15 protein-coding genes are annotated in these 19,889 nt (G+C 51.6%); 6 read left to right on the top strand and 9 right to left on the bottom strand.

Features of this window, described 5'->3' with window-relative positions; translation table 11 throughout:
• Positions 1-29: 29 nt before the first annotated feature.
• The gene (locus HMPREF0673_RS04455) at positions 30-413 is read right to left on the bottom strand and encodes a hypothetical protein (protein WP_007898603.1); all 384 of its coding nucleotides are present in this window, start codon (positions 411-413) and stop codon (positions 30-32) included.
• A gap of 421 nt (positions 414-834) precedes the next feature.
• Complete coding sequence (locus HMPREF0673_RS04450) at positions 835-3,396, bottom strand: DUF5686 family protein (protein WP_007898599.1); 2,562 nt, start codon at positions 3,394-3,396, stop codon at positions 835-837.
• A gap of 256 nt (positions 3,397-3,652) precedes the next feature.
• Here HMPREF0673_RS04450 and HMPREF0673_RS04445 point away from each other — a divergent pair, with 256 nt between their 5' ends.
• From HMPREF0673_RS04445 to glmM, 6 genes are all read left to right on the top strand, one after another.
• Entirely contained in the window at positions 3,653-4,063 is a 411-nt protein-coding gene (locus tag HMPREF0673_RS04445) for a GtrA family protein (RefSeq protein WP_007898598.1), read from the top strand.
• 52 nt (positions 4,064-4,115) lie between these two features.
• Entirely contained in the window at positions 4,116-4,769 is a 654-nt protein-coding gene (locus HMPREF0673_RS04440; RefSeq protein ID WP_007898597.1) for a CDP-alcohol phosphatidyltransferase family protein, read from the top strand.
• A gap of 8 nt (positions 4,770-4,777) precedes the next feature.
• Positions 4,778-5,605 (top strand): phosphatase PAP2 family protein, encoded by an 828-nt coding sequence (locus HMPREF0673_RS04435; protein ID WP_007898596.1) that lies wholly within the window; start codon positions 4,778-4,780, stop codon positions 5,603-5,605.
• 70 nt (positions 5,606-5,675) lie between these two features.
• A complete protein-coding gene (locus tag HMPREF0673_RS04430) occupies positions 5,676-6,767 on the top strand; it encodes a DHH family phosphoesterase (protein WP_083825693.1) in 1,092 nt (363 codons plus the stop codon).
• 37 nt (positions 6,768-6,804) lie between these two features.
• Positions 6,805-7,446 (top strand): DUF4827 domain-containing protein, encoded by a 642-nt coding sequence (locus tag HMPREF0673_RS04425; RefSeq protein WP_007898594.1) that lies wholly within the window; start codon positions 6,805-6,807, stop codon positions 7,444-7,446.
• Positions 7,447-7,472: 26 nt separating this feature from the next.
• On the top strand, positions 7,473-8,858 hold the full coding sequence (gene glmM / locus HMPREF0673_RS04420; protein WP_007898592.1) for a phosphoglucosamine mutase: 1,386 nt from the start codon (positions 7,473-7,475) through the stop codon (positions 8,856-8,858).
• Between the two features lie 103 nt (positions 8,859-8,961).
• Here glmM and rsgA read toward each other — a convergent pair whose 3' ends face one another.
• The 7 genes from rsgA to HMPREF0673_RS04385 all read right to left on the bottom strand — a co-directional run bounded on the left by rsgA (position 8,962) and on the right by HMPREF0673_RS04385 (position 19,831).
• On the bottom strand, positions 8,962-9,894 hold the full coding sequence (rsgA, locus tag HMPREF0673_RS04415) for a ribosome small subunit-dependent GTPase A (RefSeq protein WP_007898587.1): 933 nt from the start codon (positions 9,892-9,894) through the stop codon (positions 8,962-8,964).
• Positions 9,895-10,455, bottom strand: coding sequence for a ribosome recycling factor (gene frr, locus HMPREF0673_RS04410; RefSeq protein ID WP_007898586.1), 561 nt, complete (start codon positions 10,453-10,455; stop codon positions 9,895-9,897). It abuts the gene before it with no gap.
• A gap of 196 nt (positions 10,456-10,651) precedes the next feature.
• Entirely contained in the window at positions 10,652-13,738 is a 3,087-nt protein-coding gene (locus HMPREF0673_RS04405) for a CARDB domain-containing protein (RefSeq protein ID WP_007898584.1), read from the bottom strand.
• Between the two features lie 120 nt (positions 13,739-13,858).
• The gene (locus HMPREF0673_RS04400) at positions 13,859-16,012 is read right to left on the bottom strand and encodes a S8 family peptidase (RefSeq protein WP_007898582.1); all 2,154 of its coding nucleotides are present in this window, start codon (positions 16,010-16,012) and stop codon (positions 13,859-13,861) included.
• Positions 16,013-16,134: 122 nt separating this feature from the next.
• Complete coding sequence (locus HMPREF0673_RS04395) at positions 16,135-17,532, bottom strand: hypothetical protein (protein WP_007898580.1); 1,398 nt, start codon at positions 17,530-17,532, stop codon at positions 16,135-16,137.
• Positions 17,529-19,337, bottom strand: coding sequence for a T9SS type A sorting domain-containing protein (locus HMPREF0673_RS04390; protein WP_007898579.1), 1,809 nt, complete (start codon positions 19,335-19,337; stop codon positions 17,529-17,531). Before HMPREF0673_RS04390 ends, HMPREF0673_RS04395 begins: the two co-directional genes overlap by 4 nt.
• Complete coding sequence (locus HMPREF0673_RS04385) at positions 19,334-19,831, bottom strand: T9SS type A sorting domain-containing protein (RefSeq protein WP_007898577.1); 498 nt, start codon at positions 19,829-19,831, stop codon at positions 19,334-19,336. The genes HMPREF0673_RS04390 and HMPREF0673_RS04385 overlap by 4 nt, the downstream gene beginning before the upstream one ends.
• Positions 19,832-19,889 lie beyond the last annotated feature (58 nt).

Here is a 19,889-nt window from a genome sequence, read left to right as displayed (position 1 = left end):
TGGCGTTCGCCATACCCGACTTTTTGCTTTTACTTGTCAATCTTCGCAATCTCCTGCGCTTCCCAGTCTTCCCATTGCTTCATGGCTTCTTTCCAGTCGGTCTGCTCGCCTGCAGCCACGGCTTCCTGCTGGCGCAACGCCTCGTCGCGCTCGCGGTCGCGCTGACGCTTCGCTTTCATGTCGGCGATGGTGCGGTCGTCGAGGATAAGGATGGCTCCGCGCTGACGCGCATCAAGCAGTTCCTTCAAGCCGAACGCCTTGCCCGGCTCGTTGAAGTCGGAGATATTGAACTCGTAACCCACGCGCAACTGGTGGCGTATCTCTTTCTGTTTAGCACGATTGGCTGAACCTTTCAGACTCAGAAGTCGCGCTATTGCGTCAAATTCGCTCTGCGAGTATTTGTTTCTTCCCATTGTTTTGTTTGTTTCAAGTTAAGCTTTTCTCATAGATTTCGTTCGCCACCCGATCAGATTCCGTACGCCACCCGATCGGATTCCGTACGCCACCCGATCAGATTCCGTCCGCCGCCCAATCAGATTCCGTTCGGTGTCCGATGACTTTCGCAACACTTTCGACATCGGAATGTTGATATTTCGGTGCCGGATACCTATACTTTTGTTGGGCTAAAACCAGTCAAACAGGTGTGAATTGTTAAAAAACCAACTTTTTAGTCTTAAAAACTTGCTATGTTCGACGGAAAGCTATATATTTGCGATATCATTTTAGAGATTTCGTCTATTACGAAATCGATTCATTGAGGTTGGCAGCATCCTGCGCCAACCTCTTTTTTGTATCTGTACCGATGGTACTGCGTCTTCTGAATACCTTTTCCCGTTAGAAGCTAAGCATAAATCCGAAGCGCACACCATTCTTCTTTATGCCAGGTCCGTGATAGTTCATACGGCGAACGTAGTCGATGGCGAGCAGCTTGAAGATGTTGTGCACACCTACCGTCACTTCCCAATACGGCTCGTTGTTTCTGAACTCGCGTGCGCCACTCGGGAACTGGAAGAGCATCCGGTCGTTCTGATTGCGCTGCAGGAGCGGGTTGTTCTTATCGGTGAGCGAACCCCACATGCCCTTTACGGAGATGTACTCGCGCCACTTCAGCTTCTTTATGAGCGGTATGCGGTTGAGCAGCTTGCCGTTCATATCCCACGCCACTGACGCAAAGGCATAGCGGTCGGTGAGGAACTCCATGTTCTTCATCATCGAGAACGTGCCCTCCCACTCGAGGAAGGTGATGTTGACGGGCGGCATGATGAGCAATGGGAACGGCACTTTGTTCCACTGTACGCCTCCATCCAAATGGGTATCGACATATCCCCACGAGCCCAGCCAGAAGCGTTTGTATATCTTCGCCTCGGTGTAGTTGAGATTGTACTGACCGCCGAGCACGTTCTTCACGCCGGTGGTGTGGCTGAGTGAGAACTCCGGCGCGTCGAGATTGACAGGCCAGCGGTGCTGCTTGGTGTTGATGAATGTCTGTCCAGGGCAGTAGCGCAGCATCAGCCGTGCCTCGGTAGTGCGTATCTGTCGCACGTACTCCTTGCCGTTGGGGGCTGGGTTGAACGTTGCGCCAGGCATCTTGATGAAGGCGAGGTCACCCGTCGGCTCGTTGCTCTCGGCTTTGAGCGACGTGTGGAACGAGAGTCCCCAGTCAGTCTCGTACACGAAGGAGAGCTTCTGACGGTTGTAGAAGTACATCTGGTCTACCTTCTGCGTGCGGAACGACATGAACATATTATCCTTGTTATGGATGAGGAACTTGTCGGCAGGCGACATTACGTCGTATCCTGTCTCGAAGATAATGTTGCGCTGCGGGAACTCGAACGGCACATTCTTCTTGGCGTTGAGCGAATAGGTCACCTCCGTACCGTAGTAGTGGTTCTTCGACTTCGTACCGTATGCATAGTAGCCGTTCCAGAAGAGGTGCTTGCAGAGGTTGGCTGTGGTGCGTCCGCTCAAGCGGAAGCGCCAGTTATCGACGAAGTTGTTAGATATGATAGTGGTAACTGGTCCGATGTCGAACATCGACTTCTTGCGCATCGTGCCCGTCTCTACGAAGTTCTCGGCGAAAGCACGCAGACCGAAGAGTATCCACTTGAAGTTCTTCGACTGCTCGATGCGGTGGATGAATGCCTTCATCGACGACTCGCCGTGCGAGAGTTCCACTGTGCGGTACTTAGCCCAGAACTCATCGTCGCGTATCATAGCGTCAGCCTCATGCATGGTCTTTGCCTTGCCACGGAAGAGCTTCGAGGGCAATTCGTCGAAGGCGTAGTCGTTGTAGCGCGTGGCTTTGGTGACGAGCATATTGGCTCCGAGCAGCTTCATCTCGGCAGCCATGTCGTCAACCGACAATGCCCACTCGCCATTGGGAAGCTTTGTATACTCCTGCGTGATCTTCATGTTGTTCACGAAGTTGACATCCGACTTCTTCGGAAGCGTGAACGAGCAGCGCTTCACGTGCAGCGTTGAGTCGGCAAGCACGTAGAGCTCGCCACGGAAACCGAAGTCCTGCTGGTTGTTCGGTATAAACTCGAGATGATAGCAGAGGTCGCGGTCGACGTACACCGTATCCTGTATATAGAAGCGGTAGAACGAGATGGCTGTCTCGCCGATTGGCGACGTGAACTGATACTGCAACAGGCGCATGTGGTCGTCGTAGATATCCACGTCGGTGAACACCTCCTTGAGGAGTGTGTTGAGTATATCGCCGGTCTGAAGAACGTTGTTCACGCCCTCCGAACGCTGACCCTTGATGATGTCCTTCTCCACCTTCGGGTCCTTGCGGTAGATGTGCTGAGTAACCGTCTCGTCAACGCTCACCGGCAGGATGAGCTTGCCGTTGTATGGCGAGGTCTCTATCTGCTCCTTCACGTAGGCACGCTTCTTGAAGAACTTGCCCGAATCGAGGTCGGCAGGCTTTATATCGTTGAGCGAGAAGGTTATCTTCTGATATTTATTGTACTGATAGTAGTCGTAGTTGTCCAAGTGGCTGCGCTTCTTGGCAGCGATGACGCGCTTCATCAGTTCCACCGCTGGGTTGTTCTTACGCGAATAGTGCTCGCGCTTCTGCTTTATAACTACCTCGCCAAGGCTGTGCGCATCCTCCTTCAGCACAATCTTCAGGTGCGACGGGGTGCTGGGCGTCACCTTGATGGTCTGCGGCTGAAAGCCTACCGAACTAAATGTCAACTCCCAACCATTATGACGCGCAATCTTGAACTTACCGTCCAAATCGCTCGCTTCTGCCACATGATGCCCCTTATATATAGCACTTGCCAATGGTATCGGATAACCATCGGAGTCGTAAATTTCGCCTGTAATCTGGGCTTTGACCGAAATCACCAAAGCCAATAAAAGAAATGTAATACTAAAAAACCTCTTCACCTTACTACTTTGTATATATTTATCCTATTGTTCAAAGAAAATGGTCATAAACACCACTATATAAAGCATTTACAAACCTATAGCCGTTTCATTCTGCAAAGTTATATATAATTATTAAAAAAGGCAAGAAAACTTTTTGCCTTTTAATATTTTTCTACTAATTTTGCATACTATTGCGTCACAACGCAACATATACACGATATTTACACATTAATAATATATAAATAATATCTTCTTAATTTAAGTACGCCCACCGATGAATAATACAAAAGAAAAAGCAATCATGTTTGGCAAAGCGAAATGCTCAGCATGGGTAGCATCGGCAGTGGACTTCGGCATAACGCTGATACTTACAAGCTTTGCGGGCGTGTGGTACGGCTACTCCACGTTCATCGGTGCTGTGTGTGGCGGCATCACCAACTGCGGCATCAACTATCGTTGGGTGTTCCACGTAACCGGAATGAAGAAGAAGTACATGGCGATGCGCTATCTGTTCGTATGGATAGGCAGCATAGTGCTGAACACCTTCGGAACATGGCAGTTGACAGAGTTAAGCGGAGTCAACTACATCATATCGAAAACCATCGTGGCTGCTTTTGTAGCAGTGTTTTGGAACTATCATCTACAACGCACATTCGTATTCCGCGCCAATCATGCGAACGAATAGAATACTTTATATAAAGAGATAACAAACATTTAAAACAAAAAAATAAAAGAATATGAACTACAGGGATTTCTTGCAAAAGGTTATCTATGTCATTATCAACCCTATCATTAAAGGCATGATAAAGATTGGCATTACTCCCAATTTCATCACCACAACAGGCTTTGTGCTCAACCTCGTAGCTACGACTATGTTCATCTACGCTGCCGAGGTCGCAGAGACAGAGACTTTCGCATGGATTGGATGGGCTGGTGGCGTAATACTCTTCGCCGGCCTGTTCGACATGATGGACGGCAGACTGGCTCGTATGGGCGGTATGTCGTCTACGTTCGGTGCCCTTTGGGACTCTACGCTCGACCGCTATAGCGAGCTTTGCACACTCTTCGGCATCTGCTACTACCTGCTGATGCAGCAGAACGAATGGGAATGGGCAGGCGTAGTTACGTTCGCAGCAATGGTAGGCTCAGTAATGGTGAGCTATGTACGCGCTCGTGCCGAGGGCTTGGACATAGAGTGCAAGGTGGGTCTTATGCAGCGCCCTGAGCGAGTAGTGGTAACGGCAGTCGGAGCCATCTTCTGCGGCGTATGCGCCAATGTGTGGGTGCTCGTGGTGCCGATGATTATCATCGCCGTACTCGCTAATATCACTGCCTTCTGGCGCGTCATCCACTGCTACAAGGTGCTCAACGCAAAGGATAACAACAAATAAAACCAACCATGTTCAGCATAAAGCTAATCATCATTTGGGCAATACTCGTTGCCATCAAGCCCACCCGCAAGCTCGCCTTGGCACTCACGCCCTGGCTTGTGTTCGCGTGCAGCTACGACGGTATGCGCCTTCTGCCCAACTACGAAGTGAACCCCATCGACACACGCGGCATATACGAAACCGAGAAGTCGCTCTTCGGCATCACGACTGCCACTGGCACACTAATCCCGGGCGAGTGGTTCAACCTGCACAACTGCGCTTTCGCCGACTTCATGGCTGGCTTCTTCTATCTGTGCTGGGTACCGGTACCATTGGGCTTCGCCATATACCTCTATCTGAAAGGCAAACGCGAGATGTACCTACGCTTCTCGCTCGCCTTCCTGTTCGTCAACCTCGTGGGTTTCGTGGGCTATTACATACACCCAGCCGCTCCACCATGGTACGTACTGGAGCATGGCTTCACACCCGTGCTTAACACACCGGGCAGCGTAGCCGGACTCGGACGTTTCGACACGCTTGTCGGTGCGCCTGTGTTCCACTCCATCTACTGCAACAACTCGAACGTGTTCGCTGCCGTACCATCGCTGCACGCCGCATATATGCTCGTAGCTACAATCTACGCCATAATAAGTCGTCAGCACAAACTCTGCATCGGCATATTCGCATTCATCTGTATGGGCATCTGGTGGACAGCGGTTTACTCCACACACCACTACATCATCGACGTGCTGCTGGGCATACTCACAACCATCGTAGCACTGCTCATACTCGAACGCCTGCTGCTCCGCACCGAATGGGCAAAGCACTTTATGGCGCAATATGCAAAAAACATTTAATTAGAACTAATGTAAGACTTTATTTATGTTCATATCCATGATTTTTTAATACCTTTGCATCTAAATGGATATGAACATAAATATACTATCGAATTCAGAGGTTCAGACTCTGAACGAAATAATAGAAAACGCACAGAACATAGTGATTTGCTGCCACAAGTCGCCCGATGGTGATGCTCTCGGATCATCACTCGGTTGGGCCAACTTCTTGTCTTCTTGCGGCAAAGCATCAACAATAGTTGCGCCAGACGCCTATCCCGACTTTCTGCAGTGGATGCCTGGGGCGAACAGCATTGTTCGCTACGACAAGCATACCGAACAAGCCACCACTCTATTGCAGAACGCCGACCTCGTATTCTGTCTCGACTTCAACGGCAGCGACCGCGTAGACGAGATGAAGGATGCGCTCGACGCTTCGCCAGCCAAGAAGGTGATGATCGACCATCATCTCAATCCACGAATGGAAACCATACTCACCGTGTCGCACCCGAACATGTCGAGCACATCGGAGCTCGTGTTCCGCATCATCTGGCAGCTGGGCAAGTTCGAGGAGATGTCGAAAGAGTGCGCCGTGAATATCTACTGCGGCATGATGACCGACACGGGCGGCTTCACTTACAACTCCACACAGCCCGAGATATTCTTCATCATCAGTCAGCTGCTCACCAAAGGCATCGACAAGGATCGCATATACCGCAACGTGTTCAACAACTTCAGTCAGTGGGCAATACGTCTGCGTGGCTATCTGATGAGTCAGAAGCTGAACGTCTTCTCAGACCTTCACGCATCTTACTTCACTATCTCAAGACGCGATATGCGCGACTTCCACTTCATCAAGGGCGACGCTGAAGGACTTGTCAACGAACCGCTGCGCATCAAGGGTATGAAGCTCTCTGTGTCGCTACGCGAAGACGACCGCCGCGACAACCTCATCTGGGTGAGCCTGCGCTCGGTGGGCAACTTCCCATGCAACAAGATGGCGGAGGACTTCTTCAACGGAGGCGGACACCTCAACGCAAGTGGCGGACGACTCAACTGCTCGCTCACCGAAGCAGAGAAGGTGGTGAGAGAGGCATTTGCATACTACGAGGGCGCACTCACTGGATGGGGACCACTGCCCAAGAGCAGGAAAGAACAAGTAGAGAACGACAATAACAAATAGGAAACGACAATAACCAATAACAAACAGAAATACAAGAATGAAGAAGCAACTCAATCTTATCATCATGACACTGCTCGCTGTCGTGACTCTCGTTTCGTGTAGCGACAGCGTGACATACGCTGACATGAAGAAAAAGGAACGCAACGCCATAAACAGATACATCTCAAACCAAAAGATACAAAAGATATCTGAGGCAAAATTTGAAGAGCAGGGCTTCAGCACCGACACCACGAAGAACGAGTACGTACTCTTCGAAAGCAACGGCGTATATATGCAGATAGTGCGCAAGGGCGAGGGTGCGAGCCTCAAACCAGGCGAAACAGCCACCGTACTGTGTCGTTTCAAGGAGTACAACATACTCGAAGGCGACTCGGCTATACAGCTGACAAATATAACACAGTACAACTACATGGTGGACAAGATGACTGTGAAGAACACATCGGGCACATTCACAGCATCGTTCATCAGCGGCGAAAGCCTCATGTACACCCGCTACAGTTCGCAGGCTGTGCCGTCGGGATGGCTCGTACCATTGTCGTACATCAACCTTGGACGCATACCGAAGGGTGAAGAAATTGCGAAAGTGCGCCTCATCGTGCCACATACGCAGGGACAGAGCGACGCTTCACAGAATGTCTACCCATGTCTGTACGAGATAACTTATGCCCTCGGAAGATAATCAACACTTAACATTCAAAACACCACATGACTCTTATTAAATCTATTTCGGGTATCCGCGGAACTATCGGCGGCCCCACGGGCGACACACTGAACCCACTCGACATCGTTAAGTTCACAACCGCTTACGCTACACTCATGAAGCGTCGTGCTACAGGCGAAGGACGCAAGAAGATTGTCGTAGGACGCGACGCACGCATCTCAGGCGACATGGTGCGCAACGTGGTTTGCGGCACACTCATGGGTATGGGACTTGATGTCGTTGACATCGACCTCGCCACAACACCTACAACTGAGTTGGCTGTGCGCTGGACGGGCGCACTCGGTGGCATCATCATAACAGCAAGTCACAACCCACGCCAGTGGAACGCACTGAAGTTGCTTAACAGCGAAGGCGAGTTCCTCACCAAGGACGATGGCAACGAGGTGCTCAGCATCGCCGAGAAGGAGGACTTCGACTATGCCGATGTCGACTCGCTCGGATCATACACACGCGACGACTCGTTCAACCAGCGCCACATTGAGAGCGTACTCGACCTCAAGTTGGCTGACGTAGACGCTATACGCAACGCAAAGTTCAAGGTGTGCGTTGACGCTATCAACAGCGTTGGCGGCATCATCCTACCCGACTTGCTGAAAGCACTCGGCGTAGAATATACCATCCTTAACTCTACAGCAAACGGCGACTTCGCCCACAATCCCGAACCGCTTGAGAAGAACTTGCAGGGCATCATGGACGAGATGCGCAGCGGCAAGTACGACCTCGGCATCGTTGTAGACCCAGACGTAGACCGTCTTGCATTCATCTGCGAGAACGGCGAGATGTTCGGTGAGGAGTACACACTCGTAAGCGTAGCCGACTACGTGCTGCAACACACACCTGGCAACACCGTGTCGAACCTCTCTTCTACACGCGCTCTGCGTGACGTTACAGAGCGTCACGGCGGTACATACACAGCTGCCGCAGTAGGCGAGGTGAACGTTACGACAAAGATGAAAGAGGTAGGAGCCGTTATCGGCGGCGAAGGCAACGGCGGCGTAATCTATCCGGAGAGCCACTACGGTCGCGACGCTCTTGTAGGCATCGCTCTGTTCCTCTCTTCACTGGCTCACAAGAAGTGCACAGCAAGCGAGCTCCGTGCCACATTCCCCAACTACTTCATCGCAAAGAATCGCATCGACCTCACTCCATCTACCGACATCGACGCTATTCTAGAGAAGGTGAAGGAGATGTATGCATCGGAGAAGATTACGGACATCGATGGCGTGAAGATCGACTTCCCCGACAAGTGGGTACACCTGCGCAAGTCGAACACCGAGCCTATCATCCGCGTGTACAGCGAGGCTGCAACAATGGAAGAGGCTGACGCATTGGGCAAGAAGCTGATGCAGGTGGTTTATGATATGCAGTAAAAGCATAAAGAACGTTATTACTATGCAACGTAAATACAGTTATTAGACCATAGTAACAATAACAATAAAAGGCGTGTCATTTGTTTTGACACGCCTTTTGTTGTTAATATGCTTCGCGATACTTGTTCTCGTCTTTATCCTCGAGCATCGAGAGATAACTCTGATAGCGTGAAGCAGCTATGTAGTGCTCCTCTACTGCCTTCAGCACGGCGCAGCCTGGTTCGTGCGTATGCGTGCAGTTATTGAAGCGACACTCCTTCGAGAAGTGGAATATATCCTTAAAATAACTTGTTAGTTCTTCGGGTTCCATATCGAACGTACCGAAGCCCTTTATACCCGGAGTATCGATAAGATATCCGCCCTCGGGCAGTTCGAGCATCTCCGAGAACGTCGTGGTGTGCATACCCGTGTTATGCGCATCGCTAATCTCCGATGTACGCAGATTGACTCCAGGCAGGATGTGGTTGATGAAGGTCGACTTGCCTACACCGCTATTACCGCTCAGCAGTGTCTTCTTATCCTTCAGCATCGCCGGAATGGCATCCATGCCTAGTCCCGTAGTGGCAGACACGGCAACACACTTATAGCCCACCGTCTCGTACAGACGCATCATCATCTCCTGGTAGTGTCGCTCCTCGTCAGAGAGTATATCAGTCTTGTTGAACACCAGCACTGTCGGCACGCTGTATGCCTCCGCTGTAGCGAGGAAGCGGTCGATGAAGATGGTACTCGTCTGCGGATAGTTCACCGTAACGATGAGGAATGCTTGGTCGACGTTGGCAGCGATGATGTGGCTCTGCTTGCTGAGGTTCTGCGACTTGCGTATGATATAGTTGCGGCGGTCGTGAATGGCTGTGATAAACGCCGTTCCCTCCTGATTGCGCACTATATCCACGATGTCGCCCACAGCTACCGGATTGGTGCTGCGTATGCCTTTCAAGCGGAAATTGCCCTTTATCTTGCAGTCTACATCGAGGCCTTCGTCAGTGCGAACGGTGTACCAGCTGCCTGTATTCTTTATTACTAATCCGTGCATCTACACAGTCATGATTTCCTTCTGCTTAGCAGTGAGCAAGTCGTCAACTTTCTTCACGAACTTGTCGTGTACCTTCTGAAGTTCACCCTCAGCGTCCTTCTCCAGGTCTTCAGACAGTCCGTCTTTAATAGCCTTCTTGAGCTTGTCCTTTGTGTCCTGACGTGCGTTGCGAATCTCCACCTTAGAGCGCTCGCCAATCTTGTTGCACTGCTTCACAAGTTCCTTACGACGCTCCTCTGTAGGCTGTGGGATGCCGAGGCGGATAATCTCACCGTTATTCTCAGGAGTGATGCCTACATCACTGTCCATGATTGCCTTCTCGATGTCGCGAATCTGCTTCTTGTCGAAAGGACGGATAGCGATAGTGCGTGGATCGGGCACCGTAACGTTAGCCACCTGGTTCAATGGCACCATAGAGCCCCATGAACTCACGCGTACACCATCGAGGATTGCCACGTTGGCGCGTCCGGCACGGATACGTGCCAACTGCTCTTCCAAGTACATAGCAGCCATTTCCATGCGCTCTTCTGCGCCGTTCAATGTTTCTTTTACGTCTATCATAATTGTTTTATTATTTATTTCTGAACTGTTTTAGTTATTCGATTTGCAAATTTACAGAAAATAGTTGATAATACGAAATAACGCCTGTTGTTTTTAATTGAGAATTGAGAGTTGAGAGTTATGATTACCTTTATAAAATCTTAGAATAAACTTGAAGCTTTAGTGCATATCATAATTATCAACTCTCAACTTTCAACTACTCTACCGCCACCTTCAGACTGCGCACCGCGCCACCCTTGGTGAGCTTCAGTACATAGATGCCTTTTGTCAATCCGGCTGTGCTAAGCGCATTAACTCCACGTGCGCTCAGCACGAGTGCGCCAGTTGTATTGTACAAACAAGCCTCATCTGCACGCTCGTCGAAGAGCAACATGTCGCCTGAGCGTGTCACACTCGTCTTATCACCACCAATGGTGAATATGCCTGCAGCACCATTGTCCTTATAAGCTATGCTGATGAATGGTATCAGCTGTTCGCCCCATACGTTAGCATCTTCGTTCTCACCACTGCAATAGGCGATATGCGGATTGCCTTCCGTCTCCATCATGTGCCAGTCGGGATGCTTCGTGCTATCCTTAATGTATCCCGTGCCGAGCGGACACTCGAACTTCATTATCACGTTTCCGCCCTCGTACTTGTACGGTGTTGTGAAACTAACAACCAGTTCCAAGTCGTTGGCATTGCCTTGAATAGTGATATTGCCGTCGAAGACGGTTGTGAAGCCGTCCTCGTCGAACACTGCGTCGCCACCATCCTCATCGAGCATATCGGTGCGTGTGGTCGACTTGATGCTGATGCGTGCCGGGAAGGTATAAGCCTCCGCATTCTTGCCGTTGTAGAGGAAGCGCATACCTGTTATCTCGATGCCCTTCTTCTGCATCTCCTTCTCAAGGAAGAGTGCTTGACACTGCGAGTATGGGTCGAGCATAAAGAATGGGAAACGCCATCCCCAGCTATTGTCTTGGTTCAGTGTGAGCCACTTGTCGGCATCTGCAGCCGATACCTTCACCTCTAACGGTGTTGCCAGAACGTTATCTGCCGGGTATGTATCGCCAGCAAGCTCCACCTTAGCCACAACCTTTATAGTGCCCTCTGCTCCTGGCACCCAGTTGACTGCCACTTCTACCGTCTTATCTGGTGCCACACTCTTGCCCTTTGCCTCGCCGAGCACTTCGTTGTTGTCGGCGTTGAGCAGCAGTACGCGATAGTCGGCTACCGTTGCCGAGCCTTCGTTGCGCACGTCTACGGTGAACGTCTGCTGACTTTGGCTGTTCACGAGCTGCGAACCGGTGAGTGCCTGCACGCTGATGTCCTTCATGCTATACTCTCGTATGGACACATCCTTCAGATAAATCTGTCCGTGATTAGCTTCGCTACATGCTTGGAAGGCGATGCGTGCAGAACCTGTTGCCTCTGGCTGGAAGTTGTCCTTGCCGTAGAGGAAGATGTTCGATGCGGTATGGAACTCGCCCGTCTCCTTTATGAGTTTGGTCGCACCGGTAGCTATCGGTTCCGAACAGAACCATACCTTCATCTGCTCCATCACCTGTTCGTGCTTATCGGGAGTCACCCAGTTGGCTGACGAGTAGGTGTAGCGTACCTGATATGTCTTGCCCTTCTCGAACTTCAGCGCAGGCGTGTAGAGCCAATCGTCGGCATTCTTGTCCGTGCGATCGTATGTAGTAGTCTGCGTCGGAGTGTAGAACGTCCATGTATTACCGTCGTTGTTCTTGTCTACAGTCACCCAGCGGTCGAAATCGTCCTGTGTGGTGAGCGGCGAAGTGAATGGCACGCTGTCCTCCGGTCCGAAGCTCAGCGTCTTCGACGTAGCCGAAGCACCCACGCCCTTCTTGTTCACAGCCGTGATGACGTAGCTGTAGCCCTTCTGCACGCCGACCGCATCCGTTGCACGCAGCGATGTAGTACCTTCCACAACCACTTTATTGTCTGGCATACGCACCACGTTATACTTCAATGTAGTATTATCAAAATATCCGCCATGCTTACCCTTTGCCGGTGCTGCCCATGTTATCTCGGCGTTGCCACCGTGTGTAGTGAGCGTCACGTTCTGTGGCTCGCCTGGCAGGTCTTCGCCCACGTATGCAGCAAACTCCTTGTACACGCCGTCGCCCGCAGCATTGTACGGCACTACCTTATATATATAGTAGCCATCCGTCGCAGGCTTGTCTGTCCATGCCACAGCTTTGCCCTGCGTTGTCTCGGTTGAGGTGTACACGAGCTGATTGTTGCGATACACCTTTGTGCCGGTAAGTCCTGTTAGTGCCGCACCAAGATAGTTCACGCTTGGCGTTGTCCACGAGAGCTGTGCTGAGAGTGCACCCTTAGCATCTGCCACAGCTTTAAAGCCACGCGGATACGACGGAGCACCATCGGCTACATACTGGTACGGTATGCCCATGCCGAGGAGCTGCATCTCGTTGTCCATAAACTCCTTCTTAAGCGAGGCACCCGTCTTCGGGTCGAGCTCTACGAGGTAGGCATTGCCATCGGAGGTCTGCGCCATCCACCACAGGCGGTGGGTGGTCTTGTCGAACTCCATCGTCTGACTGTAGTCGCCGAGATATACGTTGGTATTGCCCATATCCTTGTACTCGCAGGTCTTCGCAGTCTTATTGATACTGCTTATCTCAATCTTGCTGAGGTAGCTCTTCATGCCGCCCTTGCGCACAGCGTACAGACTACCGTTGTCTGCTGCGAGCGTGTAGAGGAGCACGTTGTTGAGCGTAGCCACAAGCGAAAGTTCGAGTGTGGTGCGGTCGATTTCGTAGAGGTACGACTTGTTCACAGATGTGTCATAGTGCAGTGCGAAGATGCGGTTCGTCTTCGGGTCGTATGTCATCTCGTCGAGGATAAGCGGTGCCTCGGTTGTAGAGTTCACTATCTCGCGCTTGGCGGTGTACTCGCCCGTGTTCACATCCACCACACTGATGGCGCGTGGCATGAGCGTATTCTCGTAGAGCGTGGTCTCGTAGGCATAATACTCGTTGCCTACATACGTGCCGGCTGTAGTGATAGGTGTCACTCCTGCCTTATAACCATAGTCGCGCACCCACTTGTGAGTATTCGGATTGGCTGTATTAAACTTCACAAATCCGGTACCGTTCACATTCTTCTCATAGCGCAACTGACCGAATATGTCAGCCTCGCCGTCCTGCACATCGTAAACATACTGACCGGTCTGCGCTACCGTCTGCACAAAGGGTGCGGAAGCTAAAGTGAGCAGACAACCAAGTGTAAAGACTTTTCTTTTGATTGTAGGCATAATCTTATGTTATTTAAAATTAAGTATTTGGCTACAAATATATATAAAAATCCCGAATAATGGTTCTGTAGGGATAAAAAAAACAGAAGTTTCACCCATTTGCGAAACTTCTGTAAATATTTATAATGCTATTTTTACCGACTTCTCAGTGCCGCCCTGCTGCAACTTCACAACGAACACGCCGTTGCCGAGTTGCTTGAGGTCGAGTGTCTCACCGCTCACAGCGATCTGCTTAGCGTAGAGCTGCTGACCGAGTGCGTTGTACACTGCCACGCGAGCCGTTCCTTCCGAACCGAAGAAGCACTGTACGGTGCGTGCCATGCGATTGGTAGTGATGCTGAACATCTGCTCGCCAACTTGTGTGTCACTGATGCCGGTTGTCTCACGTGCGAGTTTCAATCCCTCGAAAGCGTCAAGCTTACCCGCACCCCAACTGTTGCGATCCGACTTCTCTGCACTACCCGTATAGGTGTCGTGGCGTGAGGTCTGGTTGAGGATGTTGCGCACATCGGCAGGCGTGAGGTTCGGATTAGCCTGAAGCCATAGAGCCACTGTGCCTGTAACCACTGGCGAAGCCATTGACGTACCCATATTGGCATCGTAGTAGTCGTCGCCACTCTTCACGGCGCACGTCGAAGCACTGAAGCTTGCATAATACTTGGATGTGGCGGAGATGAGCAGACAGCCAGGAGCCGTCACGTCGGGTTTGGTACGTCCGTCGAGTGTAGGGCCGTGGCTTGAGAACAACGAGAGCTGTCCTTTGCCGCCTACCAGTTCGGTATTGATGCCGTAGAGATTGCCACTGAGCGTGGTGTAATCCATCTTCGTGTTGTACGAACCTACGCTGATGACGTTTTCGCTCACACCGCCAAGCTCGCCCACTGTGCAGTCGGTGTCGCCCTCTGTCCAGCCGCGCTTGCCTCCGTCGAGGAAGTAGCCTTCGGTAGCATTGTTCCACATGTGGATTGACGTGCCGGCATCGCTTGTTGCAACGATACCTATCTTGCGGTTCTCGGCGATGCTCGTAGCGCGACACATGAGGAGCACCTCCGTGCGCTCGTTGTCAGGGTTCTTCTGCAGAGCCATCTGCACCGTCGACACCACTCCGCTGCCGTCGGGGAAGGTGTACTTCACGTCGGTCTCGCCGTCGGACGCTACGGCTGGCGACTCATACATCACCTTACCCTTCAACGCGTCAACAACCACCGCCTTCACCGTCAGCGGTGCACCCTTGCTGCTCCATATGTCTACGTAAGCCTGCTTTGTAGTGGCATTCTCGCTGAAGCCAATCATCGTCTTGAGCGATGTATCGCCATCCTCAAGGTCTTTCGACACGTGCAGCGCCGTGCTGCCCTCGTTGCCTGCAGCTCCGACGATTATTCTGCCCGGACCAGTCATTGCTTCGAAAGCTTGGTCGGTAGCTGATGTGCCGTCGTGCGGACCGAGGTGCGAACCCAGACTGATGTTCACGACGCAGGGCTTGCCCACGCTCTCGGCGTAGTCGAAGCAGTACTGTATGCCATCGGTGATGTTCACGTTGCTCGAACCGAAGCTCACGAACACGAGTTCGGCTTCGGGCGCAACACCATAGTAGGATGTCGTGCGGTCGCCACCAGCTGCTATGCCTGCCACGTGCGAACCGTGGAATGTTGAGGAGATGTCGTAGTTGACGGCACGCATCTCGTCGAAGGTTGTGTACTCGCTGCCATAGCCAAACTTAGATGGCGACTTTCCGCCCTTTGCGTTCTGATCCCAAACGCGTGCGATGCGTGTGCCGATGCCGTCGGGATTGGTGAAGGCTATGTGCGAATACTGAAATCCGCCGTCGACGATGCCTACCACTACGCCCTTGCCTGTGTATGCACCAAGTTCGGAGGTGGTCGACTGACAATCGTCTACCTTCGTTTCCTTACGCGCCACGTCAAGCAACATGCGCACATCTGTGCCTACCTGCACGCTCTCCACCTCGTCGAGTGCTGCCACAGCTTCAACAGCCGTGAGGGGCAGACTGACAGTGAGCAAGCGGTCGGTCACTACGTTGCGCACTTCTACGCCCAACGATTCCAGACGGCTGAGACAGTCGTCTACAGAGGAGTTATGACTTGACGGGGCAAGGGTGAGGAAGGCATCCACCTTCTTCACCGTTGCCGACTTCACATGTTTCTGTGTACTCATATCCTGAAGCATCAGGCTCGTACTTGGCGAAAGCTTCTGTGCGAAAGCCGAACTGCCCACGAAGAGCAGCGATGCCAATAGGATGGTTGATTTGTTCATTGGTTTGTTTTATGAAATGTTGTTATGGTGAGATGGTGAGATGTGCTTTATTGTTGTGGTGATGAGATGGTGACAAATGCAAATCTCAACACCACACCATCTCAACATCTCACCACCTTTTATTAATAAGCTTCAAATGTACCCTTGTAGTTGACAACAATGCGTGTGTTGTCGCCACCGTTCGTGGTATAGCTGTTAGTGTACTTGTTGGTTACGTCGAGCAGAATCTCGTACACGCCGTTCTCTTCCTTGCTCACAGTGAGCGTGCCGTTGTTAGGCATATTGCCATAGCCGTGACCGGCTGCATACGACTGCAGCTGGATGCTGCCAGCGTTGTACTTGATGTCTACAATCTTCTCCTGACCGACGTTAGCAAGATCTATCTCGCCTGCGTTGATGAGGTCGCTGCCTACCTTCACCTCCACTCTGTCCGAAGAAGTCTTGCCGTCGCCTTCGGGGATAAGGTAGAATGTGAAGTTGCCCTTGTACTCCTTCATGTACGATGTGCCGAGCTGTCGTGTGATGGAGACCTCGCCGTCAGCGTTGTAGTACTTATACTCGTTCTCTGCCACTACCGACGGTATTATCTCGTCGAGCGACTCTGTATTAGTCAACGCACCGAAGTAAGAGAGGCTTACAGTTTTGCCGTCCTCAAGCACTGCTTCGAGGCTCACGTATGTCTGTCCGTTGTAGCCCTGTGCGGTGGTGATGGTGCCCGACTTCACCTTATCATATACGGTGCGTGTAGCGTAGTCGATATAGCGGAAGGTGTAGCTGTCTGCGTCTGTAGCCATATCAATCGTTCCGTTGTAGAGTTTGGCAGCCGAAACGCTGAACCATACTGCGACGTTGGCATTGAGGAAGTCGGCTGGAGCCGTAGCCGCTACGTCAGCGAAGGCGAAGTTGGTAGGTTCGCCCGTCGCTTTTGGTTGTACACAGAAAGCGGAAGCCACCTTTGAGTGAGCAACAGCCTGCTCAGGAACACTAACCTTTATGCTGTTTTCAACAAGATAAATGCGTCCGAAAGCACCCGTGTACTCACAACGAACTTCGTCACCACCATCTTCTGCCTCAACAGAGATTGTAACGTTCTTCTTAAACTTGTCGAACTTCACCTTAACCGTACCCTTCTTGAGTTCGCGTTCTTTGTATCTCAACACAACCCCTTCCTCAGTAGCAAGGTCTACATCTTGTCCTATTAAAGATGTAGGGAGTTCGATCGTAATATCAGGAACAAGGTTGCTCGCGACATTCTCAGCAGTATGAATCGCAAAAAGGCTATTTTCACCGCTCTCTGCAAACAATACCGTGTTCACCGGATTTACTTCTTCGTTGAACGCCCATTGGTTATTCAAGTCGGCATACACCTTATCCGAGAAGCTTACGCGCTCCACATTGTCCACCTTATACTCTACTTTTGTGCCGTTCTTCTGCTGAACGGTCATTATTCTCTTTGTTGTCTGTGCGTAACTGGCACTCATCGCCATGAGGCACAACATTGTCAATACAGTCTTTCTCATCGCTTTACTATTTTTGTTATAACTCCATTTGATGTTCTCACAACGTAAACGCCACTATGCAGCGACGATACGTCTACTGGTTTTGTTGCGTCGGCTGCGAGCACGTGCTGTCCGCCTACGGTGTAGACAGCGAGACGCTCGCCCCTGGCTGCGCCTTCTACGAGGAGTGTGTTGCCGACGAGTTTCACTGTGGCAGCCTCATCGCCACTCACCTTGTCCAGACCTGTCGACAGGTCGTAGTTGAGTTCTACCGGACCACTCCACTCACCCTTAATCTGATAGCCCTTGCCGTCAGCCAGCTCGATGGTGAACTTATACTCCTCGTTAGCCAACTGCTCCACGCCTACACGTCCGCTATAGACGAAGGCGAAGCTGTCCACTACGCAGTAGCGTCCCTTCTCGAAGTGTTCATAGCGTGTGCCGGTGCGTCCGCCGACGTTGTCGAAGTAGCCACGTGTCATCTTGTAAGGCGCATAGAGGTTAGTCCACAGGTGGTCGTTCTCCATCAGCTCGTATGTGCCTGAAGGCAGATAGGCTGTGCCAGGCTTTGTCTGGAACTCCATACGGAGCAAGTCGCCTTCGTCGCCGTCCTTACCGCTTGGCGAACCGAGGTCGACGGTGAAGATGTTCACGCCGTTCTGGTTGCCGAGGAAGTAGACGCGTGCCTTCTTTATGTAGTCGAGATTGAGCTGCACGTCGCGGTCGAGGTTCGACTCTACGTACTTCTCCTTGTCGTCCGACACGTCCACGATGTTGAACTTGATGTTCTTTGCCGTGCCCGTCACCTTGTGTCCGCGGTCGGTAGTACAATCCACGGTGAAGTTGAATGTACCTTCTTCGTCGCCCTCAGTGATTACGACCGTGCCGTCGGTGATGTAAGCATAGTCGTAGTCGGAATCAGATCCGGTTACGGTCTTGCGACGTTTGATGTATGTACCCATGAGTACGGTCATGCCGTTGTAGTCGATCTCCATACCAGGGAAGTAGGTTTCGCTCTTGAAGTTGCGCGCCATAGTGTATGTGCCCGGTATGATTGTAGCCTGTTTCGGGTCGCCGAAGAGACGGTTGAAGGCGCAGATGGCAAGGTTAAATCCCGTGCCCTTCATGTTGCCTGTCTCCGGGTCGAAGTCGCAGTCGAAGAGGTTGATGTATATATTGCCCGTGTTCGACTCCATCAGGTTGCCGTGATAGTAAGCCATACCGCCTGTGAACGTCGTGTTCACGTCGGTAGGTATCTGCGGATATACCGTCGTGCCGGTGTTCATATCTACGAAACTGAGTGTGCCGGTGTACGTGTACTGCACGCCGTTAGCGTCGGCGAAGGTCACAGTGTACGAGTTATCGGTGCCCTTCTTCACCGTCACGTCGCCCTTCAGTGCGTATTCCTTACCTGGTTTGCCGCTGAGTCCGTACTTAGTGGTGTAGGAGTAGTCGGCATCGTAATACAGACTGCCCTCGCCTGCCTTGAATGTTCCCTCGGGCAGCTCGGTGCCTGTGCCCGCCGGAGCATACAAGTCGATGGCTGCCACGTTGGCGTTGGTAGCCACGATGGTGCCTTCAGCCGAGTTGAACACTGCGTTTGTCTTGTCCGAAACTACGAGATAATAGTTGTCGCAGTTGTTGGTAGCCTCAGAAGCTGCGGTGTAATACGAAGCTACGACGTGACTCATAGCGAGGGTCTTGACTTCGTCTGCCTTAGCTGGCGCAGAGAAGCGCGGCGAGTTCTTTACGAAAGACTTCTGCGCTGCTGTGGGTAGCGCAAGTACAGAAAGAAGAAGTGTTATAAAGAGTATAGATTTTTTCATCGTTTGATTAATTTAAATGTGTGTTCGTTCTCCAATGTGAGCACATAAACTCCGGGCTTGCAGCTGTCGAGGCTCACGCTCACAGCTCCCTCTACTACGCTTTTGCGCGCCACAAGTGTGCCGTCGGCAGCGTAGAGCGTGGCAGTTTTCGCCTTTGTGCCACCCACCGTCACAGTACGGTTGTCGGTGTACGTCAGCGAGAATGTCTTGCTCTCGGTGCCCGCAATGGCGGTGGGCACGACATAGTCGAAATAGAACTCGGCTACAGCCGACTGTTCATAGTCGGTCGTAACCCCTACAGATGTCACCGTCAGTTTGCCATCGGCGAAACCAACTTCGGGCTGATCGGCAAGGAAGAAACTTGCCGTGCCGTCATCAACAAACTTTAAGACGAGTGCTTGACGCGGTGTAGTGTCGGTATCATCGGCATACGTAGCCAACGATGGTGACAACAACAGCAACGCAAGCAACGCCTGCAATCGTCTTGCTTTCATAGTCTTGTTGCTTTTAGTTTAACTTCATAACCTGTTGGCGGAATTAAAAAACCGCCTG

This window comes from Leyella stercorea DSM 18206 (genome assembly GCF_000235885.1).
Taxonomy (GTDB): domain Bacteria; phylum Bacteroidota; class Bacteroidia; order Bacteroidales; family Bacteroidaceae; genus Prevotella; species Prevotella stercorea.
The sequence above is the reverse complement of the archived record's forward strand: the minus strand, read 5'-3'. Positions and strand labels throughout refer to the sequence as shown.